Annotated in this window: 22 protein-coding genes; 16 read left to right on the plus strand and 6 right to left on the minus strand. The window is 74.5% G+C overall.

Annotated elements, in window-relative coordinates:
- Positions 1–8: 8 nt before the first annotated feature.
- The 7 genes from ACI8AB_RS07370 (at position 9) to ACI8AB_RS07400 (ending at position 6,396) form a co-directional block, all read left to right on the plus strand.
- Positions 9–1,610: an ABC-F family ATP-binding cassette domain-containing protein gene (locus ACI8AB_RS07370; protein ID WP_456902961.1), complete on the plus strand. Its 1,602-nt coding sequence runs from the start codon at positions 9–11 to the stop codon at positions 1,608–1,610.
- Positions 1,611–1,666: 56 nt separating this feature from the next.
- Positions 1,667–1,849, plus strand: coding sequence for a hypothetical protein (locus ACI8AB_RS07375; RefSeq protein ID WP_456949572.1), 183 nt, complete (start codon positions 1,667–1,669; stop codon positions 1,847–1,849).
- 194 nt (positions 1,850–2,043) lie between these two features.
- Positions 2,044–2,271, plus strand: coding sequence for a helix-turn-helix domain-containing protein (locus ACI8AB_RS07380; RefSeq protein ID WP_387992902.1), 228 nt, complete (start codon positions 2,044–2,046; stop codon positions 2,269–2,271).
- On the plus strand, positions 2,268–3,050 hold the full coding sequence (locus ACI8AB_RS07385; protein WP_456949573.1) for an enoyl-CoA hydratase/isomerase family protein: 783 nt from the start codon (positions 2,268–2,270) through the stop codon (positions 3,048–3,050). Before ACI8AB_RS07380 ends, ACI8AB_RS07385 begins: the two co-directional genes overlap by 4 nt.
- Before the next feature lie 76 nt (positions 3,051–3,126).
- Complete coding sequence (locus tag ACI8AB_RS07390) at positions 3,127–5,019, plus strand: ABC transporter ATP-binding protein (protein ID WP_456949574.1); 1,893 nt, start codon at positions 3,127–3,129, stop codon at positions 5,017–5,019.
- A 43-nt stretch (positions 5,020–5,062) separates the two neighbouring features.
- Positions 5,063–5,530, plus strand: a complete 468-nt coding sequence (locus ACI8AB_RS07395; RefSeq protein ID WP_387992895.1) for an SgcJ/EcaC family oxidoreductase — start codon at positions 5,063–5,065, stop codon at positions 5,528–5,530.
- Between the two features lie 98 nt (positions 5,531–5,628).
- Complete coding sequence (locus ACI8AB_RS07400; protein ID WP_456949575.1) at positions 5,629–6,396, plus strand: sulfurtransferase; 768 nt, start codon at positions 5,629–5,631, stop codon at positions 6,394–6,396.
- A 9-nt stretch (positions 6,397–6,405) separates the two neighbouring features.
- Here the strand turns inward: ACI8AB_RS07400 and ACI8AB_RS07405 are convergent, their stop codons facing one another.
- From ACI8AB_RS07405 to ACI8AB_RS07415, 3 genes are read right to left on the minus strand one after another with little or no spacing between them, the layout of a single operon-like run.
- The gene (locus ACI8AB_RS07405) at positions 6,406–7,113 is read right to left on the minus strand and encodes a sirohydrochlorin chelatase (protein ID WP_456949576.1); all 708 of its coding nucleotides are present in this window, start codon (positions 7,111–7,113) and stop codon (positions 6,406–6,408) included.
- Entirely contained in the window at positions 7,110–7,865 is a 756-nt protein-coding gene (locus ACI8AB_RS07410) for an SDR family oxidoreductase (RefSeq protein ID WP_387992886.1), read from the minus strand. Before ACI8AB_RS07410 ends, ACI8AB_RS07405 begins: the two co-directional genes overlap by 4 nt.
- Positions 7,866–7,883: 18 nt before the next feature.
- Positions 7,884–10,736 (minus strand): aconitate hydratase, encoded by a 2,853-nt coding sequence (locus ACI8AB_RS07415; RefSeq protein ID WP_456949577.1) that lies wholly within the window; start codon positions 10,734–10,736, stop codon positions 7,884–7,886.
- A gap of 139 nt (positions 10,737–10,875) precedes the next feature.
- Between ACI8AB_RS07415 and ACI8AB_RS07420 the strand changes: the two genes are divergently transcribed.
- The 7 genes from ACI8AB_RS07420 (at position 10,876) to ACI8AB_RS07450 (ending at position 18,976) form a co-directional block, all read left to right on the plus strand.
- On the plus strand, positions 10,876–11,634 hold the full coding sequence (locus ACI8AB_RS07420; protein ID WP_456949578.1) for an SIR2 family NAD-dependent protein deacylase: 759 nt from the start codon (positions 10,876–10,878) through the stop codon (positions 11,632–11,634).
- Between the two features lie 79 nt (positions 11,635–11,713).
- On the plus strand, positions 11,714–12,142 hold the full coding sequence (locus tag ACI8AB_RS07425) for a DUF1772 domain-containing protein (RefSeq protein ID WP_456949579.1): 429 nt from the start codon (positions 11,714–11,716) through the stop codon (positions 12,140–12,142).
- Between the two features lie 65 nt (positions 12,143–12,207).
- On the plus strand, positions 12,208–13,746 hold the full coding sequence (locus tag ACI8AB_RS07430) for an AMP-binding protein (RefSeq protein ID WP_456949580.1): 1,539 nt from the start codon (positions 12,208–12,210) through the stop codon (positions 13,744–13,746).
- 147 nt (positions 13,747–13,893) lie between these two features.
- Positions 13,894–15,312 (plus strand): C40 family peptidase, encoded by a 1,419-nt coding sequence (locus ACI8AB_RS07435; protein ID WP_456949581.1) that lies wholly within the window; start codon positions 13,894–13,896, stop codon positions 15,310–15,312.
- 388 nt (positions 15,313–15,700) lie between these two features.
- Positions 15,701–16,969, plus strand: a complete 1,269-nt coding sequence (locus tag ACI8AB_RS07440) for an AAA family ATPase (RefSeq protein WP_456949582.1) — start codon at positions 15,701–15,703, stop codon at positions 16,967–16,969.
- Positions 16,966–17,985, plus strand: a complete 1,020-nt coding sequence (locus ACI8AB_RS07445; RefSeq protein ID WP_456949583.1) for a DUF58 domain-containing protein — start codon at positions 16,966–16,968, stop codon at positions 17,983–17,985. Before ACI8AB_RS07440 ends, ACI8AB_RS07445 begins: the two co-directional genes overlap by 4 nt.
- Before the next feature lie 31 nt (positions 17,986–18,016).
- Positions 18,017–18,976 (plus strand): VWA domain-containing protein, encoded by a 960-nt coding sequence (locus tag ACI8AB_RS07450; RefSeq protein ID WP_456949584.1) that lies wholly within the window; start codon positions 18,017–18,019, stop codon positions 18,974–18,976.
- A gap of 40 nt (positions 18,977–19,016) precedes the next feature.
- Here the strand turns inward: ACI8AB_RS07450 and ACI8AB_RS07455 are convergent, their stop codons facing one another.
- Positions 19,017–19,988, minus strand: coding sequence for a quinone oxidoreductase family protein (locus ACI8AB_RS07455; RefSeq protein WP_456949585.1), 972 nt, complete (start codon positions 19,986–19,988; stop codon positions 19,017–19,019).
- A gap of 165 nt (positions 19,989–20,153) precedes the next feature.
- Here ACI8AB_RS07455 and ACI8AB_RS07460 point away from each other — a divergent pair, with 165 nt between their 5' ends.
- Together ACI8AB_RS07460 and ACI8AB_RS07465 are read left to right on the plus strand one after the other, a co-directional pair.
- Positions 20,154–21,302: an ATP/GTP-binding protein gene (locus tag ACI8AB_RS07460; RefSeq protein WP_456949586.1), complete on the plus strand. Its 1,149-nt coding sequence runs from the start codon at positions 20,154–20,156 to the stop codon at positions 21,300–21,302.
- Positions 21,299–21,661, plus strand: a complete 363-nt coding sequence (locus ACI8AB_RS07465) for a hypothetical protein (RefSeq protein ID WP_456949587.1) — start codon at positions 21,299–21,301, stop codon at positions 21,659–21,661. Before ACI8AB_RS07460 ends, ACI8AB_RS07465 begins: the two co-directional genes overlap by 4 nt.
- A gap of 188 nt (positions 21,662–21,849) precedes the next feature.
- Here ACI8AB_RS07465 and msrA read toward each other — a convergent pair whose 3' ends face one another.
- Positions 21,850–22,365: a peptide-methionine (S)-S-oxide reductase MsrA gene (gene msrA / locus ACI8AB_RS07470; RefSeq protein ID WP_456902974.1), complete on the minus strand. Its 516-nt coding sequence runs from the start codon at positions 22,363–22,365 to the stop codon at positions 21,850–21,852.
- A 114-nt stretch (positions 22,366–22,479) separates the two neighbouring features.
- Complete coding sequence (locus ACI8AB_RS07475) at positions 22,480–23,304, minus strand: alpha/beta fold hydrolase (RefSeq protein ID WP_456949588.1); 825 nt, start codon at positions 23,302–23,304, stop codon at positions 22,480–22,482.
- Positions 23,305–23,511: the final 207 nt, after the last annotated feature.

The raw sequence follows: 23,511 nt of genomic DNA on the forward strand, positions 1-23,511 counted from the left end.
TGGGATCAGTGATCACGACGACCGGCCTCGAACTGCGCGCCGGCGCCCGCATCCTCCTCAGCGACGTCAGCCTGCGCGTGCAGCCGGGCGACCGCATCGGTCTGGTCGGGCGCAACGGCGCCGGCAAGACCACCACGCTCACCACGCTCGCCGGTGAGCGCCTGCCGCACGCCGGCAAGGTCGAGGTGACCGGCGAGATCGGCTACCTCCCGCAGGACCCGCGCAGCGGCGACCTCGACATCACCGCCAGCGACCGCGTGCTGTCCGGCCGCGGTCTCGACGTCCTCAAGGCCCAGCTGGTCAAGGCGCAGGTCGCCATGGCCGAGCCCGCCGACGACGCCGAGCGCGACCGCGCCGTCCGCCGGTACGGGCGGCTCGAGGACCAGTTCGCCGCGCTGGGCGGGTACGCCGCCGAGAGCGACGCCGCGCGCATCTGCACCGCCCTCGGCCTGCCCGACCGGGTCATGGGCCAGCCGCTGCGCACCCTCTCGGGCGGCCAGCGGCGGCGGGTGGAGCTCGCCCGCATCCTGTTCTCGGACGCCGAGACGCTGCTGCTCGACGAGCCCACCAACCACCTCGACGCCGACTCCATCGCCTGGCTCAAGACGTTCCTCGCCGCGCACAAGGGCGGGCTGATCGTCATCAGCCACGACGTCGAGCTGCTCGACGCCGTCGTCAACAAGGTGTGGCACCTGGACGCCAACCGGGCCACCGTCGACGTCTACAACCTCGGCTGGAAGCCCTACCTCGCCCAGCGGGAGACCGACGAGCGGCGCCGGAAGCAGGAGCGGGCCAACACCGAGCGCAAGATCGACGCGCTGACCGCGCAGGCGGACAAGATGCGCGCCAAGGCCACCAAGGCCAGGGCCGCGCAGAGCATGGACAAGCGCGCCGCGCGGCTGGCCGCCGGGCTGGAGGAGGTCCGCGTCCAGGACCGGGTGGCCAAGCTGCGGTTCCCGACGCCGGCGCCGTGCGGGCGGACCCCGCTCACCGCGGAGGGGCTGTCCAAGAGCTACGGCTCGCTCGAGGTGTTCACCGACGTCGACCTCGCCGTCGACCGGGGCGCGCGGGTCGTCGTCCTCGGGCTGAACGGGGCGGGGAAGACGACGCTGCTGCGGATGCTGGCCGGCACCGAGGTCCCCGACACCGGCGAGGTGCTGCCGGGCCACGGGCTGCGGATCGGCTACTACGCGCAGGAGCACGAGACGCTCGACCACGACCGCTCGCTGCTGGAGAACATGCGCGCGGCCGCACCGCAGAGCACCGACACCGAGCTGCGGCGCATCCTCGGCGCCTTCCTCTTCTCCGGCGACGCCGCCGACCAGCGCGCCGGCACGCTGTCCGGCGGGGAGAAGACCCGGCTGGCGATGGCCACGCTCGTCGTCTCCGGCGCCAACGTGCTGCTGCTCGACGAGCCCACCAACAACCTCGACCCGGCCAGCCGCGAGCAGGTGCTCGACGCGCTGCGCACCTACACCGGCGCCATCGTGCTGGTCACGCACGACGAGGGCGCGGTCCGCGCGCTCGACCCGGACAAGGTCATCCTGCTGCCCGACGGCACCGAGGACGCCTGGAGCGAGGACCTCGCCGACCTCGTGGAGCTCGCGTAGCGCCTCTGGCGGCCGGGACGACGTGCGGCGCAGCGCTGGACCTGCCCGGTGCCGGCGTGGTGGACGCCCTCGTCGCGGCGCAGCCGCGGGCGTCCTCCACCGTCGCCGGCCACGGCACCCACCCGGTGGTGCCCGCGGACGTCGAGGCGGCGTCGGTCGAGGACCTCGAGGAGGCGCTCACCGGGGCGTGGCCGAGCCGCGCCCCGCGCCGGCTGCGCGGGCACCTGCCCGGCGGGTGACCGTCCGGGCCGGCCCTCCGCGCCCGCCGCGGGACGGCTCGCCGGGAAGTTGTCATTCGCGTGGCCGAGCCGGGCGGGCTGGGTGATCATCGGTGCGGGAGGCCGGCGTCACGGGGACGGCGGCACCACGCGAGCCAGCACCCGACCGGGCCGGCACCCCTCGCCGGTCCCGGCGGCTGCGACGGAGGGGAGTCATGGCCGACTCGAGCACGGACCTCGGCAAGGGCAAGCGCATCACCGGTGGGGACCGCACCACCCTGGCGGACGAGCTGAAGAAGCGGTACGACGGCGGGGAGAGCATCCGCTCCCTGGCCACCTCGACGAACCGGTCCTACGGGTTCGTGCACCGGCTCCTGTCGGAGTCCGGTGCCACGCTGCGCAGCCGTGGCGGGGCGAACCGGAACAGCAAGAAGACCGCGTGACGGCGGCCGACGCCGACGGCTGGGTCCGCACCAGCCGGGACGGCGCCGTCCTCACCGTCACGCTCGACCGACCCGACCAGCTCAACGCCCAGACGCCGGCCACCTGGGCGGCGCTGGCGGCCGTGGGCGCCAGGCTCGACGACGACGTGCGCGTGGTCGTCGTGCGGGGCAGCGGCCGCTCCTTCTCCGCCGGCCTGGACCGCAGCCTGTTCGGCGCCGACCCGTCGACCCCCGGCGGGCTCGGGGAGCTGGGCACGATGCCGGCCGAGCTCGCCCAGGAGCGGATCCGCGGGTACCAGGGCGGCTTCCGGTGGCTGCGCTCGCCGGGGATCGTCTCGGTGGCCGCGGTGCAGGGGCACGCGATCGGCGCCGGCGCGCAGCTGGCGCTCGCCTGCGACCTGCGGGTGATGACCGACGACGCGTCGCTGCGGCTCCCCGAGGCGACGCTCGGCCTCGTCCCCGACCTCACCGGCACGAGCACGCTGGCGGAGCTGGTGGGCTACGCGCGGGCGATGGAGGTCTGCGTGACCGGCCGGCCGGTGCCGGCGGCGGAGGCGCTGGCGTGGGGCATCGCGAACGCCGTCGTCCCGGCCGCGGAGCTCGACGGGGCGGTGGCGACGCTGGTCGCCGCGCTCACCGCGCCGCCGGCGGGAGCGGTCCGGGAGACCGCGGCGCTGGTGCGCTCGGCCGTCCGCAACCCCCCGGAGGCGCAGGACGCGGCCGAGCGGGCCGCGCAGTCCCGGCGGCTGGCCGAACTGGCGGGGCTCGCGCGCCGCTGAGGGATCCGGAACAGGAGGGGACCGGCCGCTGTTGGACCGGCGGCCGGTCCCCGTCCGGCCGTGAGGAGGTCGTGTCGTGAGCGGTCCCATGACCTCCATGGCGGCGATGCGCTCGTTCCGCCGGGACCCGTCGGTCACCTCGCGGCCGCTGCCGAAGGGCACCGTGCGCCGCATCCTCGGCGTCGCCCGGCCCTACCGCCGCGAGCTCACGTTCTTCCTGCTGCTGGTGGTCGGCTCCTCGGTCATCGGCGTGCTCACCCCGCTGCTGGCCGGCGACATCGTCAACCGGATCGCCCGCCTCGACGGCACCGCCGGCGGCATCGTCCGCATCGCGCTGTTCATCGCCGGCCTGGCGGTGGTCGACGCCGCCATCTCGGTGGCCACCCGCTGGTACTCCGCCCGGATCGGCGAGGGCGTCATCTACGACCTGCGCAGCCGGGTGTTCGAGCACGTGCAGCGGATGCCGGTCGCGTTCTTCACCCGCACCCAGACCGGTGCGCTGGTCAGCCGGCTCAACAACGACGTCGTCGGCGCGCAGCAGGCGTTCACCTCGACGCTGTCCGGCGTCGTGTCCAACGTGATCGGCCTGGTGCTCACCGCCGGTGTCATGTTCACGCTGTCCTGGCAGATCACCCTGCTCTCGCTGGTGATGGTGCCGCTGTTCGTGCTGCCCGCGCGGCGGATCGGCCGGCGGCTGCAGGAGATCACCCGGGAGTCCTACGGGCTCAACGCGTCGATGAACGCGACGATGACCGAGCGGTTCAACGTCGCCGGGGCGCTGCTGGTCAAGCTGTTCGGCCGGCCCGACACCGAGGCCGAGAGCTTCCGCGGCCGCGCGGCGCGGGTGCGCGACATCGGCGTCCTGTCGGCCATGTACGGCCGCACCTTCTTCACCGCGCTGACCCTGGTGGCGGCGCTGGCCACCGCGCTGGTCTACGGCCTGGGCGGCTGGCTGGCCTTCGACGGGTCGCTGTCGCCGGGCGACGTCGTCGCGCTGGCGCTGCTGCTGTCCCGGCTGTACGGGCCGCTGACCGCGCTGTCGAACGTCCGGGTCGACGTCATGAGCGCGATGGTCAGCTTCGACCGGGTCTTCGAGGTGCTCGACCTCGCGCCGATGATCGCCGAGGCGCCCGGCGCCGTCCCGGTGCCGGCCGGCGACCGGTCGATCGAGTTCGACGCCGTCTCCTTCAGCTACCCGGCCGCCACCGATGTGTCGCTGGCCTCGCTGGAGGACGTGTCGCTGCCCGAGCACGGCGGCCCGACGGCGGTGCTGCACGACGTGTCGTTCCGGGTCGAGCCCGGGCAGATGGTGGCGCTGGTCGGGCACTCGGGTGCCGGCAAGTCGACGATCGTCAACCTGGTGCCGCGGCTGTACGACGTGACCGGGGGCGCGGTGCGGGTCGGCGGGCTCGACGTCCGGGAGGCGACGCTGGCGTCGCTGCGCGACGCGATCGGGGTCGTCAGCCAGGACGCGCACCTGTTCCACGACACCATCCGCGCCAACCTGCTCTACGCCCGCCCGGACGCCACCGAGGAGCAGCTGTGGGCGGCGCTGACCGGTGCCCGGATCGCCGCGCTCGTGGCGGCGCTGCCCGACGGCCTGGACACCGTCGTCGGCGACCGCGGCTACCGGCTCTCGGGCGGGGAGAAGCAGCGGCTGGCCATCGCGCGGGTGCTGCTCAAGGCGCCGGGGATCGTCATCCTCGACGAGGCGACCGCGCACCTGGACAGCGAGTCCGAGGTGGCGGTGCAGCACGCGCTGGACACCGCGCTGACGGGCCGGACGTCGCTGGTGATCGCGCACCGGCTGTCCACGATCCGCAGCGCCGACCAGATCCTCGTGGTCGACGACGGTCGCATCGTGGAGTCGGGCACTCACGAGGAGTTGCTGGCGCTCGGGGGCCGCTACGCCGACCTCTACCGGACCCAGTTCGCCGACGGCGAGCGTCGGACGGTCGGCGCGGCGTAGCAACTAGCGTTCCTCCTGCCCCAGCTGCACCAGGAGGAGCTCCGTGACGTCCGCGCACCCGTACGACGCCCAGATCCGCGCCCTCTACGCCGACTTCGTCGACGGCTGGAACCGGCGCAGCGGCGCGGCGGTGGCCGCGGTCTTCGCCGACGACGGCGACATGATCGGCTACGACGGGACGTCGGTGAGCGGCCGGCTGTCGATCGCCTCGGACCTGCGGCGGGTGTTCGGCAGCCACCCGACGGCGACCTACGTGGCCGTGGTCCGCTCGGTGCGCGCGGTCACTGACGGCGTGGCCGTCCTGCACGCGCACGCCGGGATGATCCCGCCGGGGGAGGACGACGTGGACCCGGGGCTGCACAGCATCCACACGCTGGTCGCCGTCGACGAGGGCGGCGGACGCTGGAAGACCACGCTGTTCCAGGCGACGCCGGCCGCGTGGCTGGGCCGCCGCGACGCCCGGGACGCGCTGACCCAGGAGCTGCGCGGGCTGCTCGCCACCGCCCGGTGAGCGTGCTGGTGGCGGCCGCGGACCTCCTGGCGGGACGTGACCTCCCGGCGGGGCCGGACCTCCCGGCGGGGCCGGACCTCCCGGCGGGGCGGCGGCCGGTGCTGCTCGACGTCCGCTGGGCGCTGGGCGACCCGCACGGCCGGGAGCGGTACCTGGCCGGCCACCTCCCGGGCGCGGTGTTCGTCGACCTGGAGACCGAGCTCGCCGCACCGCCGTCGGCCGCCGGGGGCCGGCACCCCCTGCCGTCGCCTGCGGCCCTGCAGGCCGCGGCCCGGCGGTGGGGCATCCGGTCCGGCGACGCCGTCGTCGCCTACGACGCCACCGGCGGACAGGCCGCCGCGCGGGCGTGGTGGCTGCTGCGCTGGGGCGGGCTGACCGACGTCCGGCTGCTCGACGGCGGCCTGGACGCCTGGGTCGCGGCCGGCGGGGAGCTGGAGACCGGCGACGTCGTCCCCGAACCCGGCGACGTCGTGCTGACCGGCGGCCGCATGCCGACCCTCACCGCCGACGAGGCCGCGGCGCTGCCCGCGCGCGGCGGGGTGCTGCTCGACGCGCGGGCCGGCGAGCGCTACCGCGGCGAGCGCGAGCCGGTGGACCCGCGGGCCGGGCACGTGCCGGGCGCGGTGAGCGCGCCGACGGGGGAGAACCTGCGGGCGGACGGCCGGTTCCGGACCGACCTGGCCGAGCGGTTCGCCGCGCTCGGCGTCCGGCCGGGGACGGCGGTCGGCGTCTACTGCGGCTCGGGCGTGACCGCCGCGCACGAGGTGGCGGCGCTCGCCGAGGCGGGCGTCGAGGCGGCGCTGTGGCCGGGCTCCTGGTCCCAGTGGTCGGCCGACCCGTCCCGCCCGGTCGCCACCGGCCCCTGAGGCACCCTCCTAGCCCTGACGGCTCCCGACCGCGGCGTCGTAGCGGTCGAGCAGGACGGCGGCGATGCGCTCGTCGGGCAGCAGGGGAGCGGTGACGACGTCGGCGCCGGCCTCGGCCAGCCTGCCGTGGAAGTGGCCGGGCGCGAGCAGGTAGGCGGCGACGACGACCCGCTCGGCGCCGGCCTTCCGCGCGGCGGCGACCGCGTCGGCGACCGGGGGCTGCGCGGCCGAGCCGTAGCCGGTGGTGACGGGGCCGGCCCAGGCGCGCTGCAGCAGGTCGGCGGTGTCCTCGACGTCGGCCACCGACCGCGGGTCACTGGAGCCCGCGGCGGCGAGGACCACGGCGGTGAGGGGGTCGCGCGGGTCGGCGCCGGCCTGCACCAGCCGGTCGGAGAGGACGTCGGCCAGCCGCGGGTCGGGGCCCAGCGGGCGGGCGGCGACGGCGGACTCGTGCGCGGCCACGGCGCCCGCGATGTCGACGTGCACGTGGTACCCGCCGGACAGCAGCAGCGGCACGACGACGGCCGGCCGCCCCTCCGCGGCGAGGCCCGCGACGACGTCGACCACCGTGGGCGGCTGCACGTCGACGAAGGCGGCCGTCGTCACCAGCCCCGGGCGCAGCCGGCGCGCGGCCAGGGCCAGCTCGGCGACCAGCCGGCGCCCGGTCGGGTTGCGCGTGCCGTGCGCGCACGCGACGAGGACCGGAGCGTCGCTCACGGGGTGCGCAGGACGCCGCCGTCGACCGCCACCATCGTGCCGGTGACGTAGCCGGCGGCGGGGGAGAGCAGGAAGGCCGCCACCCGGCCGAACTCGTCGGGCTCGCCGACGCGGCGCAGCGGGATGCCGGCCTCGGTGCGCGCCCGCATCGCCGCCGGGTCGCCCGAGGCGGCCTCGATGTCGGTGATCCGGTCGGTGGCGATCGTGCCGGGCATCAGCCCGACCACCCGGATCCCGCGCGGGCCGAGCTCGTCGGCCAGCGCCTTCGCGGTCATGGCCAGGCCCGGGCGCAGCGCGTTGGAGATCGCCAGGTGCCCGATCGGCTGGCGCACCGACGTCGACAGCACGAACCCGATCGCCGCCCCGGCGGACAGGTGCGGCTCCAGCGCCCGGACCAGCCGCAGCGGGCCGAGCAGCACGCTGTCGACGGCGGCCCGCCAGTCGTCCTCCGCCGTCGTCAGCACCGTGCCCGGCGCCGGGCCGCCGACGGAGACCAGCACGCCGTCGACCCGGCCGAGCACCTCGAGCGCGCGGCCGACGAGCAGGTCGGCGGCGCCCGGGTCGGCGAGGTCGGCGGCCACCCCGGACGCGCCGTCGCCCAGCTCCGCCACGGCCGCGGAGACCGACTCGGGGGAGCGGGAGCTGACGAGGACCCGGGCCCCGTCGGCGACGAGGGCCCGGGCGGTCGCCAGGCCCAGCCCCCGGCTCGCGCCGGTGAGCAGGTACCCGCGACCGCCCAGGCCCAGGTCCATCGGGGGATCAGCCTCCGATCAGGCGTTGCGCAGCGAGCGGAGGACGTACTGCATGATCCCGCCGTTGCGGTAGTAGTTCGCCTCGCCGGGGGTGTCGATGCGGACGCGGGCGTCGAACTCCACGTCGCCCGCCCTCACCTTCACGGTGCGGGGCGTGCGGCCCTCGTTCAGCTCGGTGATCCCGGTGATCGTGAACTCCTCGTCGCCGGTCAGGCCGAGCGACTCGCGGTCCTCGCCCTCGGGGAACTGCAGCGGCAGCACACCCATGCCGATGAGGTTGGAGCGGTGGATCCGCTCGTAGCTCTCCGCGATGACCGCCTTGACGCCGAGCAGCGCCGTCCCCTTGGCCGCCCAGTCGCGCGACGAGCCGGAGCCGTACTCCTTGCCGGCCAGCACGACCAGCGGGATGCCGGCCTCCTGGTAGGCGACGGAGGCGTCGTAGATCGTCGTCGTCTCGCCGGTCAGGTGGTTCTTGGTCACGCCGCCCTCGGTGCCGGGCACCAGCTGGTTGCGCAGCCGGATGTTGGCGAAGGTGCCGCGGATCATGACCTCGTGGTTCCCGCGGCGGGAGCCGTAGGAGTTGAAGTCGCGCCGCTCCACGCCGTGCTCGCGCAGGTACTTCCCGGCCGGGCTGTCGGCCTTGATCGACCCCGCGGGCGAGATGTGGTCGGTGGTCACCGAGTCGCCGAGCACCGCCAGCGTCCGGGCGCCGGTGATGTCCTGGACCGGGGCCGGCCGGTCCTGCATGCCCTCGAAGTACGGGGGCTTGCGGACGTAGGTGCTCCCGGCGTCCCACGAGAACGTGTCACCGGTGGGCGTGGGCAGGTTCTGCCACTGCTCGGTGCCGGCGAAGACGTCCTCGTAGCTGCGGCCGAACTGCTCGGCCGAGACCGCCTCGTCGATGACCCGCTGCACCTCGGCCGGCGAGGGCCAGATGTCGCGCAGGTACACGTCCTGGCCGTCCTTGCCCTTGCCCAGCGGCTCGGACGTGATGTCGACGTCCATCGAGCCGGCCAGCGCGTAGGCGATGACCAGCGGCGGGCTGGCCAGGTAGTTCATCTTGACGTCGGGGTTGATCCGGCCCTCGAAGTTCCGGTTGCCCGACAGCACCGAGACGACGGCGAGGTCGGCCTCGTTGACCGCGGCCGACACCGGCTCCGGCAGCGGGCCGGAGTTGCCGATGCAGGTGGTGCAGCCGTAGCCGACCAGGAAGAAGCCGAGCTTCTCCAGGTACGGGGTGAGGCCGGACTTCTCGTAGTAGTCGGTGACGACCTTCGAGCCGGGCGCCAGCGTCGTCTTGACCCACGGCTTGGTCTGCAGGCCCGCCTCGACGGCCTTCCTCGCCAGCAGCGCCGCCCCGAGCATCACCTGCGGGTTGGAGGTGTTGGTGCAGGAGGTGATCGCGGCGATCACGACGTGGCCGTGGTCGACGAAGGTCTCGGTGCCGTCCTCGAGCACCACCCTGGTCGGCTTGTTCGGCCGGTCGGGCAGCGACTCGCCGGGCAGGTACGGGTGCGGCTTGCCGTCCTCGCCGTTGCCGTGGGCGAAGGGGCTCACCGGGTCCGACGCCGGGAACGACTCGGCCGAGGCCTCGTCGGCCGCGGACACCACGCCGTAGGGCTGCTCGTTCTGCGGGACGCCGGGCTTGCGGTCGTCGCCGCCGGTCTGGTCGTCGGCGACGTAGTCCGGCAGCGCGGCGCGGAAGGAGGCCTTGGCGTCCGACAGCGCGACGCGGTCCTGCGGCCGCTTCGGGCCGGCGATCGAGGGGACGACCGTGGACAGGTCCAGCTCGAGGTACTCGGAGAAGGCCGGCTCGCGCGACGGGTCGTGCCAGAGGCCCTGCTCCTTGGCGTAGGCCTCGACCAGGGCGACCTGCTCGGCCGAGCGGCCGGTGAGCCGCAGGTAGGCGATGGTCTCCTCGTCGATGGGGAACATCGCCGCGGTCGAGCCGAACTCCGGGCTCATGTTGCCGATCGTGGCGCGGTTGGCCAGCGGCACCGCGGAGACGCCCTCGCCGTAGAACTCGACGAACTTCCCGACGACGCCGTGCCGGCGCAGCATCTCGGTGATCGTCAGGACCAGGTCGGTGGCGGTGGAGCCCTCGGGCAGCTCGCCGGTCAGCTTGAAGCCGACCACGCGCGGGATGAGCATCGAGACCGGCTGGCCGAGCATCGCGGCCTCGGCCTCGATGCCGCCGACGCCCCAGCCCAGCACGCCCAGGCCGTTGACCATCGTGGTGTGCGAGTCGGTGCCCACGCAGGTGTCGGGGTAGGCGACGACGCGGTCGCCCTCCTGCCGCGGGAACACCACGCGGGCCAGGTGCTCGATGTTGACCTGGTGGACGATGCCCATGCCCGGGGGGACGACCTTGAAGTCGTCGAAGGCGCCCTGGCCCCAGCGCAGGAACTGGTAGCGCTCGCCGTTGCGCTGGTACTCGATCTCGACGTTGCGCTCGAACGAGTCCGGGGTGCCGAAGACGTCGGCGATGACCGAGTGGTCGATGACCAGCTCGGCCGGGGCGAGCGGGTTGATCTTGTTCGGGTCGCCGCCGAGCTCCGCCATGGCCTCGCGCATGGTGGCGAGGTCGACGATGCAGGGGACGCCGGTGAAGTCCTGCATGACCACGCGGGCCGGGGTGAACTGGATCTCCTGGTCGGGCTCGGCCGAGGGGTCCCAGTTCGCCAGCGCCCGGATGTGGTCGGCGGTGATGTCCGCGCCGTCCTCGGTGCGCAGCAGGTTCTCGAGGAGGACCTTCAGGCTGAAGGGGAGCCGGTCTGCGCCCTCGACCGCGTCGAGCCGGTAGATGTCGTAGTCGGTGCCGTCGACGCTGAGCGTCGACCGGGCTCCGAAGCTGTCCTTGCTGGCTGCCACTGCTTGCGCCTCACCCTCGAGAGTCCATCGGGCTTGAATGCCACCCCCCATCATCCCAGCCGCCTGCGGAGACGCACTGGTGAGGCGACCCTTCCCTTCCCCGGTGACGTCGCTCCCCCGGCGACCTACCGTGGGGCGCGTGACCGGCGCCGTCCCCGACCCGATGCCCGCCTGGCTGGCGCAGGCCCGGCGGGTGACCGTCCTGACCGGCGCCGGGATCTCCACCGACAGCGGCATCCCCGACTACCGCGGCCCCAACGGCGTGTGGACCCGCGACCCGGACGCCGAGAAGCTCGTGACGCTGTCCTACTACGTCGCCGACCCGGAGATCCGGCGCAAGGCGTGGCGCATGCGCGCGGACGTGCGGGCGGCCACCATCGCCCCGAACGCCGGGCACCGGGCGCTGGCCGACCTGGAGCGGCAGGGCCGGCTGCGGGCGCTGCTCACCCAGAACGTCGACGGGCTGCACCAGGCCGCCGGGTCCTCGCCGCGGGCGGTGCTCGAGCTGCACGGCACGGTGCACGCGGTCGAGTGCCTGTCGTGCGGGGACCGGACGTCGATGGACGAGGCGCTGGCCCGCATCGACGCCGGCGACCCCGACCCGGCCTGCACCGTCTGCGGCGGCATCCTCAAGTCCGCGACGGTGAGCTTCGGGCAGGCCCTGGACGAGCGGGTCCTCGACGCCGCCGCCGCCGCCGCCGCGGACTGCGACGTCTTCCTCGCCGTCGGCACCTCGCTGGTCGTGTACCCGGTGGCCGGGCTGGTCGAGATCGCCGCCGCGCACGGCGCGCGGGTGGTCATCGTCAACGCCGAGCCCACGCCCTACGACGGGCTGGCCGACCTCGTCGTCCGCGAGCCCATCTCGACGGCGCTGCCGCGGCTGCTGGGGACGGCGTGACCCGGGCCCGACCGCGGGCGCGCCACCGGGCGCCGGCGCTCGACGAGCTGCCGCGGCGGGCGCGCGTCCTGCGGACGCGGTGACCCTGCTCGTCGTCCACCTGGCGCTGACGGCGGCCTACGCCGGCTTCCAGTGGACCGTGCGGGCACTGGTCTACCCGCAGTTCGCGCAGGTCCCGGCCGCGGCGTTCCCGGCCTACGAGCAGGCGCACCAGCGGCGGGTGTCCCGGGTCGTGGGCCCGCTGTTCGCCGGGCAGGGCGTCACCACGCTGTGGCTGCTGGCCGCCCGGCCCGACGGCGTCCCGCTCCTGCCGGTGCTCGCGGGCGGCGCCTGCCTGGCCGTCGTCCTCGGCGTCACCGCGCTGCTCGCCGTGCCGCTGCACCGGCGGCTGGGCGAGGGGTTCGACGCCGGCGCGTTCGGCCGGCTGCTGCGGGCGGACACCGTCCGCGCGGTGGCCGCCACCCTCGGCACGGTCGCGGCCGGGTGGCTGCTGCTCGTCAGCGGCTAGCGTGACCCCGACCACGTCGAGCGGCTGACCGGCGCGCCGGCAGCCCTGGCCACCGGGAGCCCGGCATGCGCGTGCCCCTCACCACCCGCGACTTCCTCGACCGCGCCGAGCTGGTCTACGGCGACCGCGTCGGCGTCGTGGACGAACCGGACCAGCCCGCCCCGTCGGTGGGCGAGGTGAGCTGGCGCGAGGTGGCCCGCCGCGGCCGCGCGCTGCAGGCCGGCCTCGACGCGCTCGGCGTGGGGGAGGGCGAGCGGATCGCGGTCGTCAGCCACAACGCCGCCCGGCTGCTCGAGGTGCTGCTCGCCGTCCCGTCGTCGGGGCGCGTGGCGGTGCCGGTCAACTTCCGGCTCAACCCCGAGGAGGTCTCCTACATCGTCGGGCACTGCGGCGCGCGCGTGCTGCTGGTCGACCCCGAGCTGGAGGCGAGCCTCAAGGGCGTCGAGGCCGAGCACCGGTTCACCACCGGCGAGGAGTACGAGCAGCTGCTGGCCTCCGACGCCGAGCCGCGGCCGTGGAGCGAGCCCGACGAGGACGCCACCGCCACGATCAACTACACGAGCGGGACGACGGCGCGGCCCAAGGGCGTGCAGATGACCCACCGGAACATCTGGGTCAACGCGGTCACCTTCGGCATGCACATGCAGGTCGGCGACCGCGACGTCTACATGCACACGCTGCCGATGTTCCACTGCAACGGCTGGGGCCTGCCGTACACGATGGCCGGCGTCGGCGCCCGCCAGGTGGTGCTGCGCAAGGTGGACGGCGCGGAGATCCTGCGCCGGGTCGAGCGGCACGGCGTCACGATGATGTCCGGCGCGCCGGCGGTGTGGAACGCCGTCCTCGACGCCGCCGCCGAGTGGGACGGCGAGGTCCCCGGCCGCGACCGGGTGCGCATCGTCGTCGCCGGGGCGCCGCCGCCGTCGCGGACGATCGCCCGGGTCGAGGCCGAGCTCGGCTGGGAGTTCAACCAGATCTACGGCCTCACCGAGACCGCGCCGCTGCTCACGATCAACCGGCCGCGCGCCGAGTACGACGAGCTCGACCCCGAGGAGCGCGCCAGGCGGCTGTCGCGCGCCGGCGTGCCGGCGATCGGCACCCGCATCGCGGTGAGCGAGTCCGGGGAGGTGCTGGCGCAGGGCAACACCGTGCTCGCCGGCTACTGGGAGAACCCCGACGCCTCCGCCGAGGCACTGGAGGGCGGCTGGTTCCACACCGGCGACGGCGGCAGCCTCGACGACGGCGGCTACCTGACGATCTCCGACCGCAAGAAGGACGTGATCATCACCGGCGGTGAGAACGTCTCCTCGATCGAGGTCGAGGACGCCGTCTTCAGCCACCCCGCCGTCGCCGAGGTCGCCGTCATCGGCATCCCGGACGACAAGTGGGGCGAGCTGGTGACCGCGCTGGTGGTGCTCGCCGAGGGCGAGACGGCGACCGAGGCGGAGATCATCGCCCACTGCCGGTCCCGGCTGGCCGGCTACAAGGCGCCCAAGCGGGTCGAGTTCCGCGACGAGCTGGCCCGCACCGCCACCGGCAAGATCCAGAAGTTCAAGCTGCGCGAGCCGTTCTGGTCGGGGACCGGCGGCCGCCAGGTGAACTAGCGCGCTCCCCCCTAGGGGGGAGATCCGCCCGCCTGCCCCTCCGGAGGTCACCCGGACCGGTCGACAACCGGTCCGGGTGGCGCCCGCACGGGCGCCCGGAGACCAGCGCCCGGCCTGCGACGCCGGCGCACCGGGAGGGGTCGGCACGTGGGTACGGGTACGCGCACGCGACATCACCGCTGGGCGGTCCGGGCGGCGGGCACGGCGGTCGCCGGGCTGGTCGTCCTCGGGCTGACGCCGGGCACCGCGTCGGCCGCGCCGAGCGACGCCGAGATCGCCGCCGCCGAGGCCGCCCGCGACGCGGCCGCCGCGCAGGTCGGCGTGCTCAGCGCCCAGCTGGCCCAGGCCGAGGCCGCCGCCGCGGAGGCGCACCAGGCCGCGCAGATCGCGCTGCAGGACTACGAGGAGACGCAGGCCGCCTACGAGGCCGCCCGCACGGCCGCCGACGCCGCCACGGCCGCCGCCGCGCAGGCCGACGCCGACCTCGCCGAGGGCCGCACGCAGGTCGCCCGCCACGCCCGCACGGTCTACATGCAGGGCAGCACCGCGCCCGGCGCCACCGCGCTGCTCTCCGCCGCCGGCCCCGCCCAGCTGGTCGAGCGCGCCGCGCTACTCGAGGCGGCCGGCACCCACCGCGTCGACGTCGTCGGCGAGCTGACCGTGCTGCAGGAGCAGGCCACCCAGGCCCAGCAGCAGGCGCAGACGGCGTCCGTGCAGGCCGAGACCCTGCAGGAGCAGGCCGCCCGGGCGCTGGCCGGCGCGCAGGCCCAGGAGACCGCCTCCCGCGAGCAGAGCGCCGCGCTCGCCGAGCAGCGCGACGCCGTCGCCGCGCAGGCCGAGGCCGCCGGGCAGCAGGTCGCCGGCATGCAGGCGGAGCAGGACGCCGCCGAGGCCGCCGCCGCGGCCGCGTCCGCCCAGGCCGCCCGCCAGGCGGCGGCCGCCTCGGCGAGCCAGGCCGCGCCGTCGCGCGGCCCGGCCGGCAGCTCGTCCTCCTCCTCGTCCTCCTCCTCGTCGTCGTCGTCCTCGTCGTCGTCGGGCTCGTCCTCGGGCCGCCCGCCGTCGGGCGGGTCGTCGTCGGGCGGGTCGTCGGGCGGGTCGTCGAGCAGCAACCCGACGCCACCGGCCACCACGACGGCCGGCGCGCCCTCCGGCTCGGCGGTGCAGACGGCCGTCGACGCGGCGCTGTCGCAGCGCGGCCTGCCCTACAGCTGGGGCGGTGGCGGCGCCAACGGCCCGTCCTACGGCATCCCGCCGGACACCCGGGTCTACGGCTTCGACTGCTCGGGGCTGACCGAGTACGCCTACGCCCAGGCCGGCATCCGGATCGGCGGCACCAGCCGCGACCAGTGGTGGCTCAACCGCGGCAAGACCGTCGCCCGGGCGGACCTGCGCGCCGGTGACCTGGTCTTCTGGGCCAACGGCAGCTCGTACCTGGACATCTACCACGTGGCGCTCTACATCGGCGACGGCAAGGTGGTGCAGGCGCCGCAGAGCGGGGACGTCGTCCGGGTGTCGTCGATGTGGTACGGCAGCGACTACTTCGGAGCCGTGCGGCCGACCGCCTGAGGGAGGACCTCGCTGCCCCCGCCGCTCGCAGGCTCGCGGAGGGACCCTGCGGGGAGGCCACGGGGAGCGGGCGGGGCGAGAGTTCGGGGCGTCGGGCAGCCACGGGGGGAGCTGCCCGACGCAGGGGCCACGCTAGCAGCAGGGGCCCCGGCGGGGCAGGGGGAAGACCCGGCGCGCCGCGGCCTTCGTCATCCGATCGGCGCGTCGCCCGGCGCGTCGCGCGGAGCACCCCGGGACGGGCGCCCGGCGTGCCAGCGCGCACGGCGGTCGGACTCCCGGCCGCGTGTAGGACACTGGCTCGTGGGACGGGCGAGAGGCCCCGTCACCGGCCCCCGTGTCGCTCCCGTGACGCGTCCGGAGGCCGCGGACCGGCACGACAGGGAGCCCTGTGACCACCGCCGCCAGCACCCCGCTCGAGAAGCCCGCCGGCGCACCGGTCCCGCCCTCGGTGGACGCCGCGCTGCTGGAGCGCGCGCTGTTCGAGATCAAGCGGGTCATCGTCGGCCAGGACCGGCTGGTCGAGCGGATGCTGGTGGCCCTGCTCGCCCGCGGCCACGTGCTGCTCGAGGGCGTGCCCGGCGTCGCGAAGACCCTCGCCGTCGAGACGCTGGCCACCGTCGTCGGCGGGAAGTTCGCCCGCCTGCAGTTCACCCCCGACCTGGTGCCGGCCGACATCCTCGGCACCCGCATCTACAAGGCCGGGCAGGACGCCTTCGACACCGAGCTCGGCCCGGTGTTCGCCAACTTCGTCCTGACCGACGAGATCAACCGCGCGCCGGCGAAGGTGCAGTCGGCGCTGCTGGAGGTCATGGCCGAGCGGCAGGTCTCCATCGGCGGCGTCACCCACCCGCTGCCCGACCCGTTCCTCGTGCTGGCCACGCAGAACCCGATCGAGTCCGAGGGCGTCTACCCGCTGCCCGAGGCCCAGCGCGACCGCTTCCTCATGAAGGTGCTCGTCGACTACCCGACGCCGGAGGAGGAGCGCGAGATCATCTACCGGATGGGCGCGAACCCGCCGGTGCCCGAGACCGTCCTCGGCCCCGAGGACCTGCGCCGGATGCAGCGCACCGCCTCGCAGGTGTTCGTGCACCACGCGCTGGTCGACTACGTCGTCCGGCTCGTCGTCGCCACCCGGCAGCCGCGCGAGCACGGCATGGACGACGTCGCCTCGTGGGTCTCCTACGGCGCGAGCCCGCGCGCCTCGCTCGGCCTGATCGCCGCCAGCCGGGCGCTGGCCCTGGTCCGCGGCCGCGACTACGTGCTGCCGCAGGACGTCCTCGACGTCACCACCGACGTGCTGCGCCACCGGCTGGTGCTGTCCTACGACGCGCTGGCCGACGGCGTGCCCGCCGACCACGTGGTCAAGCGGATCCTGCAGACGGTGCCGCTGCCCCAGGTCACCCCGCGGCAGCGGGCCGGCGGCTTCGGCCCGGCCGCGCCGGGCGGGCCGCAGGTGCCGCCGCCGGGGGCGCCGCAGTACGGCCCGCCACCGGCCGGTCCGCAGGGCCCCTACGGGCCCGGCTTCCCGCCCGCCCCGCAGCCCCAGCCCGGCGGCCCGGTCCCCAACGGCCAGCCCCCGCAGGCCCGGACCGGCAACGGCCAGGCGCCCCAGGCTCCCGGCGGCAACGGGCACGTCCCGGGGACCCCGCAGGCGTGAGACTGCGGCGCGGCCGGGCGCGGACCGGGGAGGACCCGGCCGCGCCCGCCGACGAGCCCGACGCCGGCGCCCCTGCCGTCGCGACGGCCGACCCCGACGGCGACCTGCCGCACTTCGGCGAGGGCCCGGCCGACGTGCTGCTGCAGCGGCTGGAGCTCACCGTCCGCCGGCGCCTGGACGGGCTGCTGCAGGGCGACCACCTCGGTCTGGTGCCCGGCTCCGGCAGCGAGGCCGGCGACTCCCGGACCTACCACCCCGGCGACGACGTCCGGCGCATGGACTGGCCGGTGACCGCCCGCACGCAGGTGCCGCACGTCCGCGAGACGGTCGCCGACCGCGAGCTGGAGACGTGGGCGGTGGTCGACCTCTCGGCCAGCCTCGACTTCGGCACCGGCAACTGCGACAAGCGGGACCTCGCGATCGCCGGGCTCGCCGCGGTCAGCCACCTCACGGTGCGCGGCGGCAACCGGCTCGGCGCCGTCGTCACCACCGGCGAGCGGGTCGACCGGTACCCGGCGCAGGCGGGGCGGCTGGCCGCCGACCGGCTGCTGCGCGCCGTCGTCGCCACCCCGCGGGCCACGACCGGCCGCCGCGGCGACCTGGCCGCCGCGCTGGAGACGCTGCGCCGCCCGCCGCGCCGCCGCGGGCTGGTGGTCGTCGTCTCCGACTTCCTCGGCGACCTGGACTGGGAGCGCCCGCTGCGGGGTCTGGGCGCCCGGCACGAGCTGCTGGCCATCGAGGTGGTCGACCCGCGCGAGCTGGAGCTGCCCGACGTCGGCCCGCTGACCGTCGTCGACCCGGAGACCGGGCAGACGCTCGAGGTGCCCACCGGCGACCCGCGCTTCCGCGCCCGCTTCGCCGAGGCCGCGGCCGAGCAGCGGCGGGCGATCGCCGCCTCGCTGCGCCGCGCCGGGGCCGGGCACCTGCAGCTGCGCACCGACCGCGACTGGGTGATGGACGTCGTCCGGTTCGTCGCCGACCGGCGGCGCGCCGGCAGCGGCGGGGCGTCCCGGTGAGCTCCCCCCGCACCACGAGAGAGGCCCGCCCGTGAGTTTCCAGTCACCGCTGTGGCTGATCGCGCTCGTCCCCGTCGTCGCGCTGGCGGTCCTCTACGTCGTCCGCCAGCTGCGCCGCCGGGTGTACGCGGCGCGGTTCTCCCAGACCGGGCTGGCGCAGAGCCTGCTGCCGAAGCGGGCCGGCTGGGTGCGGCACGTCGCGTTCGGCCTGACGCTGACCGCGCTGCTGGGGCTGGTGCTGTCGCTGGCGCAGCCGAGCACCGAGGTCCGGGTGCCGCGGGAGACCGCGACCGTCGTCCTCGCGCTGGACGTCTCGCTGTCGATGCAGGCCGAGGACATCGAGCCCAGCAGGTTCGAGGCGATGAAGGACGCCGCCAGCGACTTCGTCGACATCCTCCCGGAGCGGATCAACCTGGGGCTGGTGTCGTTCTCCGGCACCGCCTCGACGCTGGTGGCACCGACCACCGACCGCGAGCAGGTGCGCGGCGCGATCCAGAACCTGGAGCTGTCGGAGGCGACGGCGATCGGCGAGGCGATCTTCACCTCGCTGACCACGATCACCACGTTCCAGTCGACGCTCGACGTCGAGGACCCCGAGCAGCTGCCGCCGTCGCGGATCCTGCTGCTGTCCGACGGCTACAACACCGTGGGCCGGGAGAACACGCAGGCCATCGCGGCGGCGCAGGCGGCCGAGGTGCCGGTGTCGACGATCGCGTTCGGCACCGACTACGGCTCGATCGAGATCGGCGGCGAGGTGACGCCGGTGCCGATCGACCGCGACGCGCTGCGGCAGATCGCCGACGAGACCGGCGGGCAGTACAACGAGGCGCGCAGCCGCGCCGAGCTCGAGGCGGTCTACGACGACCTCGGCAGCCAGATCGGCTACACCACCGAGCCGCGGGACGTCTCGTACTGGTTCGTCCGCGTCGCCACGCTGCTGCTGGCCTGCGGGCTGGGTCTCGCGGCCTGGCGCCTGCAGCGCCTCTTCTGACGGACCGGGCCGGGGAGGGCACCCTCCCCGGCCCGGGGCCCTACTCGGTCGGGTCGAGGACGAGCTTGCCGGCGGTGCGGCGGGACAGGATGTCCTGGTGCGCCTCGCGGACGGCGGTCAGCGGGTAGCGGCCGCCGCCGACCGGCTTGAGCGCCCCGTCGGCGGTGAGCTGGAGCAGCTCGGTCATGGCGTCGTCGAGCATGGCCGGGCGGCTGAAGCAGTGCGCCAGCCAGAAGCCGACGACCGCGCGGCTGGTGCCCATGAGCGACGGCGCCTGCACCGGCTTCGGCGGGCGGCGGCCGGCCATGCCGTAGGCCACGAGCCGGCCGAACGGCGCCAGCGCGGAGAACGAGCCGTCGAAGACGTTGCCGCCGGTCATCTCCAGGACGACGTCGACCCGCTTGCCGCCGTTGGCCTCCCGCAGCGCGGCGGTGAACGTCTTCGGGTCGTCGTCGGCCAGCGCCGGGTCGACGGTGGCGTCGGCGCCGAGCTCCTCGGCCAGCGCCCGCTTCTCCGGGCTGGAGGCGGTCGCGACGACCCGCCCGGCGCCCCACCGCTTGGCCAGCTGGACGGCCAGCGAGCCGACCCCGCCGGCGCCGGCGATGACGACGACCGACTCGCCCGCGGCAAGGTGCGCACTGGTGCGCAGCAGGTGCCAGGCGGTGGTGCCCTGCAGCACGAGGGCGAGGGCCTGCTCGTCGGTGACGGCGTCGGGCACCGGCCAGGTGAGCCGCGGGTCGGCGACGACCTTCTCCGCGTAGCCGCCGCCGTCGAGCAGGCCGACGACGCGCTCGCCGCCGCCGACCGGCCGGCCGACGAACTCCGCGCCCGGGATGAGCGGCAGCGTCTGCGGGGCGAGGTAGCTGTCCTCGGTCTGGTGGGTGTCGGCGTAGTTCACGCCGGCCGCGCTCACCTCGTAGAGCTGCTGGCCGTCGCCGGGGACGGGGTCGGGGAGGTCGACGACGTCGAGGACCTCGGGGCCGCCGAAGCGGGTGATCTGCACGGCACGCATGCAGGTGAGGTTATGGCCCGCGCGGCGGCGGACGTGTCCGGCCGTGGGATCGGCCGCAGGCTCCGGTCGACGAGGCGTTCACCACCGCCACCGCGACTGCGCACGCCGACCGTCGGATCGGTGCCGTGCGACATGATCCATCCGGGCGACGCCTAGGCTCCTCGCATGCGACTGAGCGCAGCGCTGGAGCAACACATTGCAGTCTTCGGCGAGAGCGGCAGTGGCAAGACCGTCCTGCTCTCCTCGTTCTACGGAGCCACGCAGGAGCCTCAGTACCTGAAGAACGGTCTCTTCCACGTCGTGGCGGACGACATCGGTCAGGGAGCTCGGCTGCATCGGAACTACCTCGGCATGAGGGATTCGGCGCGGCTGCCCCTCGCCACCCGCTTCACGGCCACGTCCTACTCCTTCTCGGTGAGGCTGAAGGAGGGGTCCGACGTCAAGGCGTCGAAGGCCAGGCCCTTCGACGCGCTGCGCCTCGTGTGGCACGACTACCCGGGGGACTGGTTCGAGCAGGACGTCAGCGGGTCGGAGGAGGCCCAGCGCAGGGTCGACACGTTCAGGTCGCTGCTGGTCTCCGACGTCGCCCTGTTGCTGGTGGACGCGCAGCGGTTGGTGGACAACTCCGGCGAGGAGGAGCGGTACCTGAAGTCGTTGCTGGCCAACTTCCGCAACGGACTCCTGTCACTCAAGGACGACCTGCTGGAGGACGAGAAGCCCCTCGTCGAGTTCCCGCGCATCTGGATCATGGCGCTGTCGAAGTCCGATCTGCTGCCGGATCTCGATGTGTTCGGGTTCAGGGACCTCCTCATCGAGAAGGCGTCCGACGACATCGACGAACTGCGCAAGGTGATCGCAGGACTGGTGGAAGCCAGTGACGCGTTGTCGGTGGGGGAGGACTTCATCCTGCTGTCGTCGGCGAAGTTCGACGCAGGCGAGATCAAGGTGACCGAGCGGGTTGGTCTGGAGTTGGTGCTTCCTCTGGCGGCCATGCTCCCGTTCGAGCGACATGTCCGGTGGGCCCAGGCCAAGCGGCTCCCCGCCAGGGTGGTCGAGACGCTGCTGCGCGGCGTCGGGCCGCTGGCGCGCGTGCTGACCGGACGCATGAGCAAACTGCCCGGCCCGCTGGGGCATCTGGTGAGGATCGTCGGTCCGGGCGTGGACGACCTGGTCAGACTGGTCGGGGAGAAGCTCCGAGAGGCGAACGCCGAAGCCCTGGCCGAACGGGACTACCTGAGAGCCACCCTGACCGGTTTCCGGATGGATCTGGAGAAGGGCGAAGAGGAGCAGATCCTCCTCAGGAGCCGTAGATGAGGCTCATCTGGGCCACTCGTGGGCGGACGTGGGGTTTTCGATTCCTCCGTCGTGGGGGGTACGTCGATCCCCTTCCGGTCTACGACGCAGCCTTCTCAGGTGTCGAGGACAAACCAGAGGCCTGGCGCCGCGTCGCCGAGACGTCGGCGCAGCCCGAGATGGTGGCGCTGCGTTTCCCGGATCCTGATGGTCGGCGAGACCGGGTCGGCAGGGTCATCCCTCACGAGTTCGTCGTCTTCCGGCCTCAGGCCGACGGGCTCGAGTCGCTCGAGGACGGTCGTCGACTGGTCTGGCGGTTGATCGCTGATGAGTTCGGAGGGGTCTGGGACCTACCCGAGCCGCCGTCACCTGCCGCATGACTCGAGCGGGACGACCTGCGGCACAGGAGCGGCACCCGGCTGCGTCGACTCGTGAGCGCCAGACCATCGGGAGCCCGGTCCGGCAGGGGTGGACGCCCCGGCGGGACGTCCACCCCTCTCGCCGGTCGCGTCGCTGACCCGGTGCGCGGGCGGTGCACCGGGTGAGGCGGGCCGGCCGGGACCTCACGTCATCGAGCGGTCTGCGCCTCCCGGCGCGGGAGCACCCAGTCGGGCCGCACGTAGTGGCAGGTGTAGCCCCACGGGTACTTCTGCAGGTAGTCCTGGTGCTCCTCCTCGGCCTCCCAGAACGGGCCGGCCGGCGACACCTCCGTCACGACCTTCCCGGGCCACAGGCCCGAGGCGTCGACGTCGGCGATCGTGTCGAGGGCGACCTGGCGCTGCTCCTCGCTCGTGTAGAAGATCGCCGAGCGGTAGCTCCGGCCCACGTCGTTGCCCTGCCGGTCCACCGTCGTCGGGTCGTGGATCTGGAAGAAGAACTCCAGGAGCTCCCGGAACGAGATGACGTCGGGGTCGAAGACGATCTCGACCGCCTCGGCGTGGTCGCCGTGGTCGCGGTACGTGGCGTTCGGGGTGTCGCCGCCGGAGTACCCGACGCGGCTCGAGAGCACCCCCGGGCGCTTGCGCAGCAGGTCCTGCGCACCCCAGAAGCAGCCGCCGGCGAGGATCGCGGTCTCGGTGGTCACGTGTGCCTCCCTCTGTGTCGGGCGAGAGGCTGAACACCGCGACCGGGGCTGGTCTTCCCACCCGCTCCCGTGGCCGGGAGCGGGTGGGGAGACCAGCCCGGAACGGCGACGGGGTCAGGAGCGGATGAACTCGAGCAGGTCGGCGTTGATGGTCTCGGCCTGCGTCGTCGGCATGCCGTGCGGGAAGCCGGCGTAGGTCTTCAGCGTCGCGTTCTGGAGGAGCTCCGCGGACCGCGGCCCCGAGTTCTCGTACGGCACGACCTGGTCGTCGTCGCCGTGCATCACGAGGACCGGCACCGTGATCTTGCGCAGGTCGTCGGTGAAGTCGGTCTGGGAGAAGGCGACGACGCCGTCGTGGTGGGCCTTCGCGCCGCCCATCATCCCCTGGCGCCACCAGTTGGCGATGATCGCCTCCGACGGTTCGGCGCCCGGCCGGTTGAACCCGTAGAACGGCCCCGACGGCAGGTCGCGGTAGAACCGGGACCGGTTGGTGGCGACCTGGGTCTGGATGTCGTCGAACACGCTCTTCGGCAGGCCGCCGGGGTTGGCGTCGGTCCGCACCATGAGCGGCGGCACCGCGCTGATCAGCACGGCCTTGGCGACGCGCTCCTCACCGTGCCGGCCGAGGTAGCGCGCGACCTCGCCGCCGCCGGTCGAGTGGCCGACGTGCACGGCGTCGTGCAGGTCGAGGTGCACCGTCAGCGCGGCCAGGTCGTCGGCGTAGTGGTCCATGTCGTGGCCGTCGCCGGTCTGGGTCGAGCGGCCGTGCCCGCGCCGGTCGTGCGCGATGACCCGGTAGCCCTGGGCCAGGAAGAACATCATCTGCGCGTCCCAGTCGTCGGCCGACAGCGGCCAGCCGTGGCTGAAGACGATCGGCTGACCGGAGCCCCAGTCCTTGTAGAAGATCTCGGTGCCGTCGTCGGTCGTGATCGTGCCCATGTCGTGCCTCCGTCGGTCTCGCGGGGGTGGTGGTCCGCAGGTGGGGAATCGCTCGGGCGCGACCTCATCCCAGCCGGAGTCGGTGGTCGGCGTGCGGCCGCAGTGGGGCGGTTCGGTGAACTCGGTGGTCGACGGGGCCGCGGCGTCGCCCCGCTGCCACGGGCCCCGGGGTCAGGTCCTCCGGCCGCCACAGGGTCGTGGGCCCGC

It is taken from the genome of Geodermatophilus sp. SYSU D00698, from assembly GCF_054050335.1.

Coding starts and splice junctions, on each gene's coding strand:
- ACI8AB_RS07380 (WP_387992902.1), top strand. CDS start 2,044: ATGGCCGACTCGAGCACGGACCTCGGCAAGGGCAAGCGCATCACCGGT.
- ACI8AB_RS07410 (WP_387992886.1), bottom strand. CDS start 7,865: ATGGACCTGGGCCTGGGCGGTCGCGGGTACCTGCTCACCGGCGCGAGC.
- ACI8AB_RS07430 (WP_456949580.1), top strand. CDS start 12,208: ATGCGCGTGCCCCTCACCACCCGCGACTTCCTCGACCGCGCCGAGCTG.
- ACI8AB_RS07455 (WP_456949585.1), bottom strand. CDS start 19,988: ATGCGTGCCGTGCAGATCACCCGCTTCGGCGGCCCCGAGGTCCTCGAC.
- ACI8AB_RS07460 (WP_456949586.1), top strand. CDS start 20,154: ATGCGACTGAGCGCAGCGCTGGAGCAACACATTGCAGTCTTCGGCGAG.
- ACI8AB_RS07465 (WP_456949587.1), top strand. CDS start 21,299: ATGAGGCTCATCTGGGCCACTCGTGGGCGGACGTGGGGTTTTCGATTC.
- ACI8AB_RS07475 (WP_456949588.1), bottom strand. CDS start 23,304: ATGGGCACGATCACGACCGACGACGGCACCGAGATCTTCTACAAGGAC.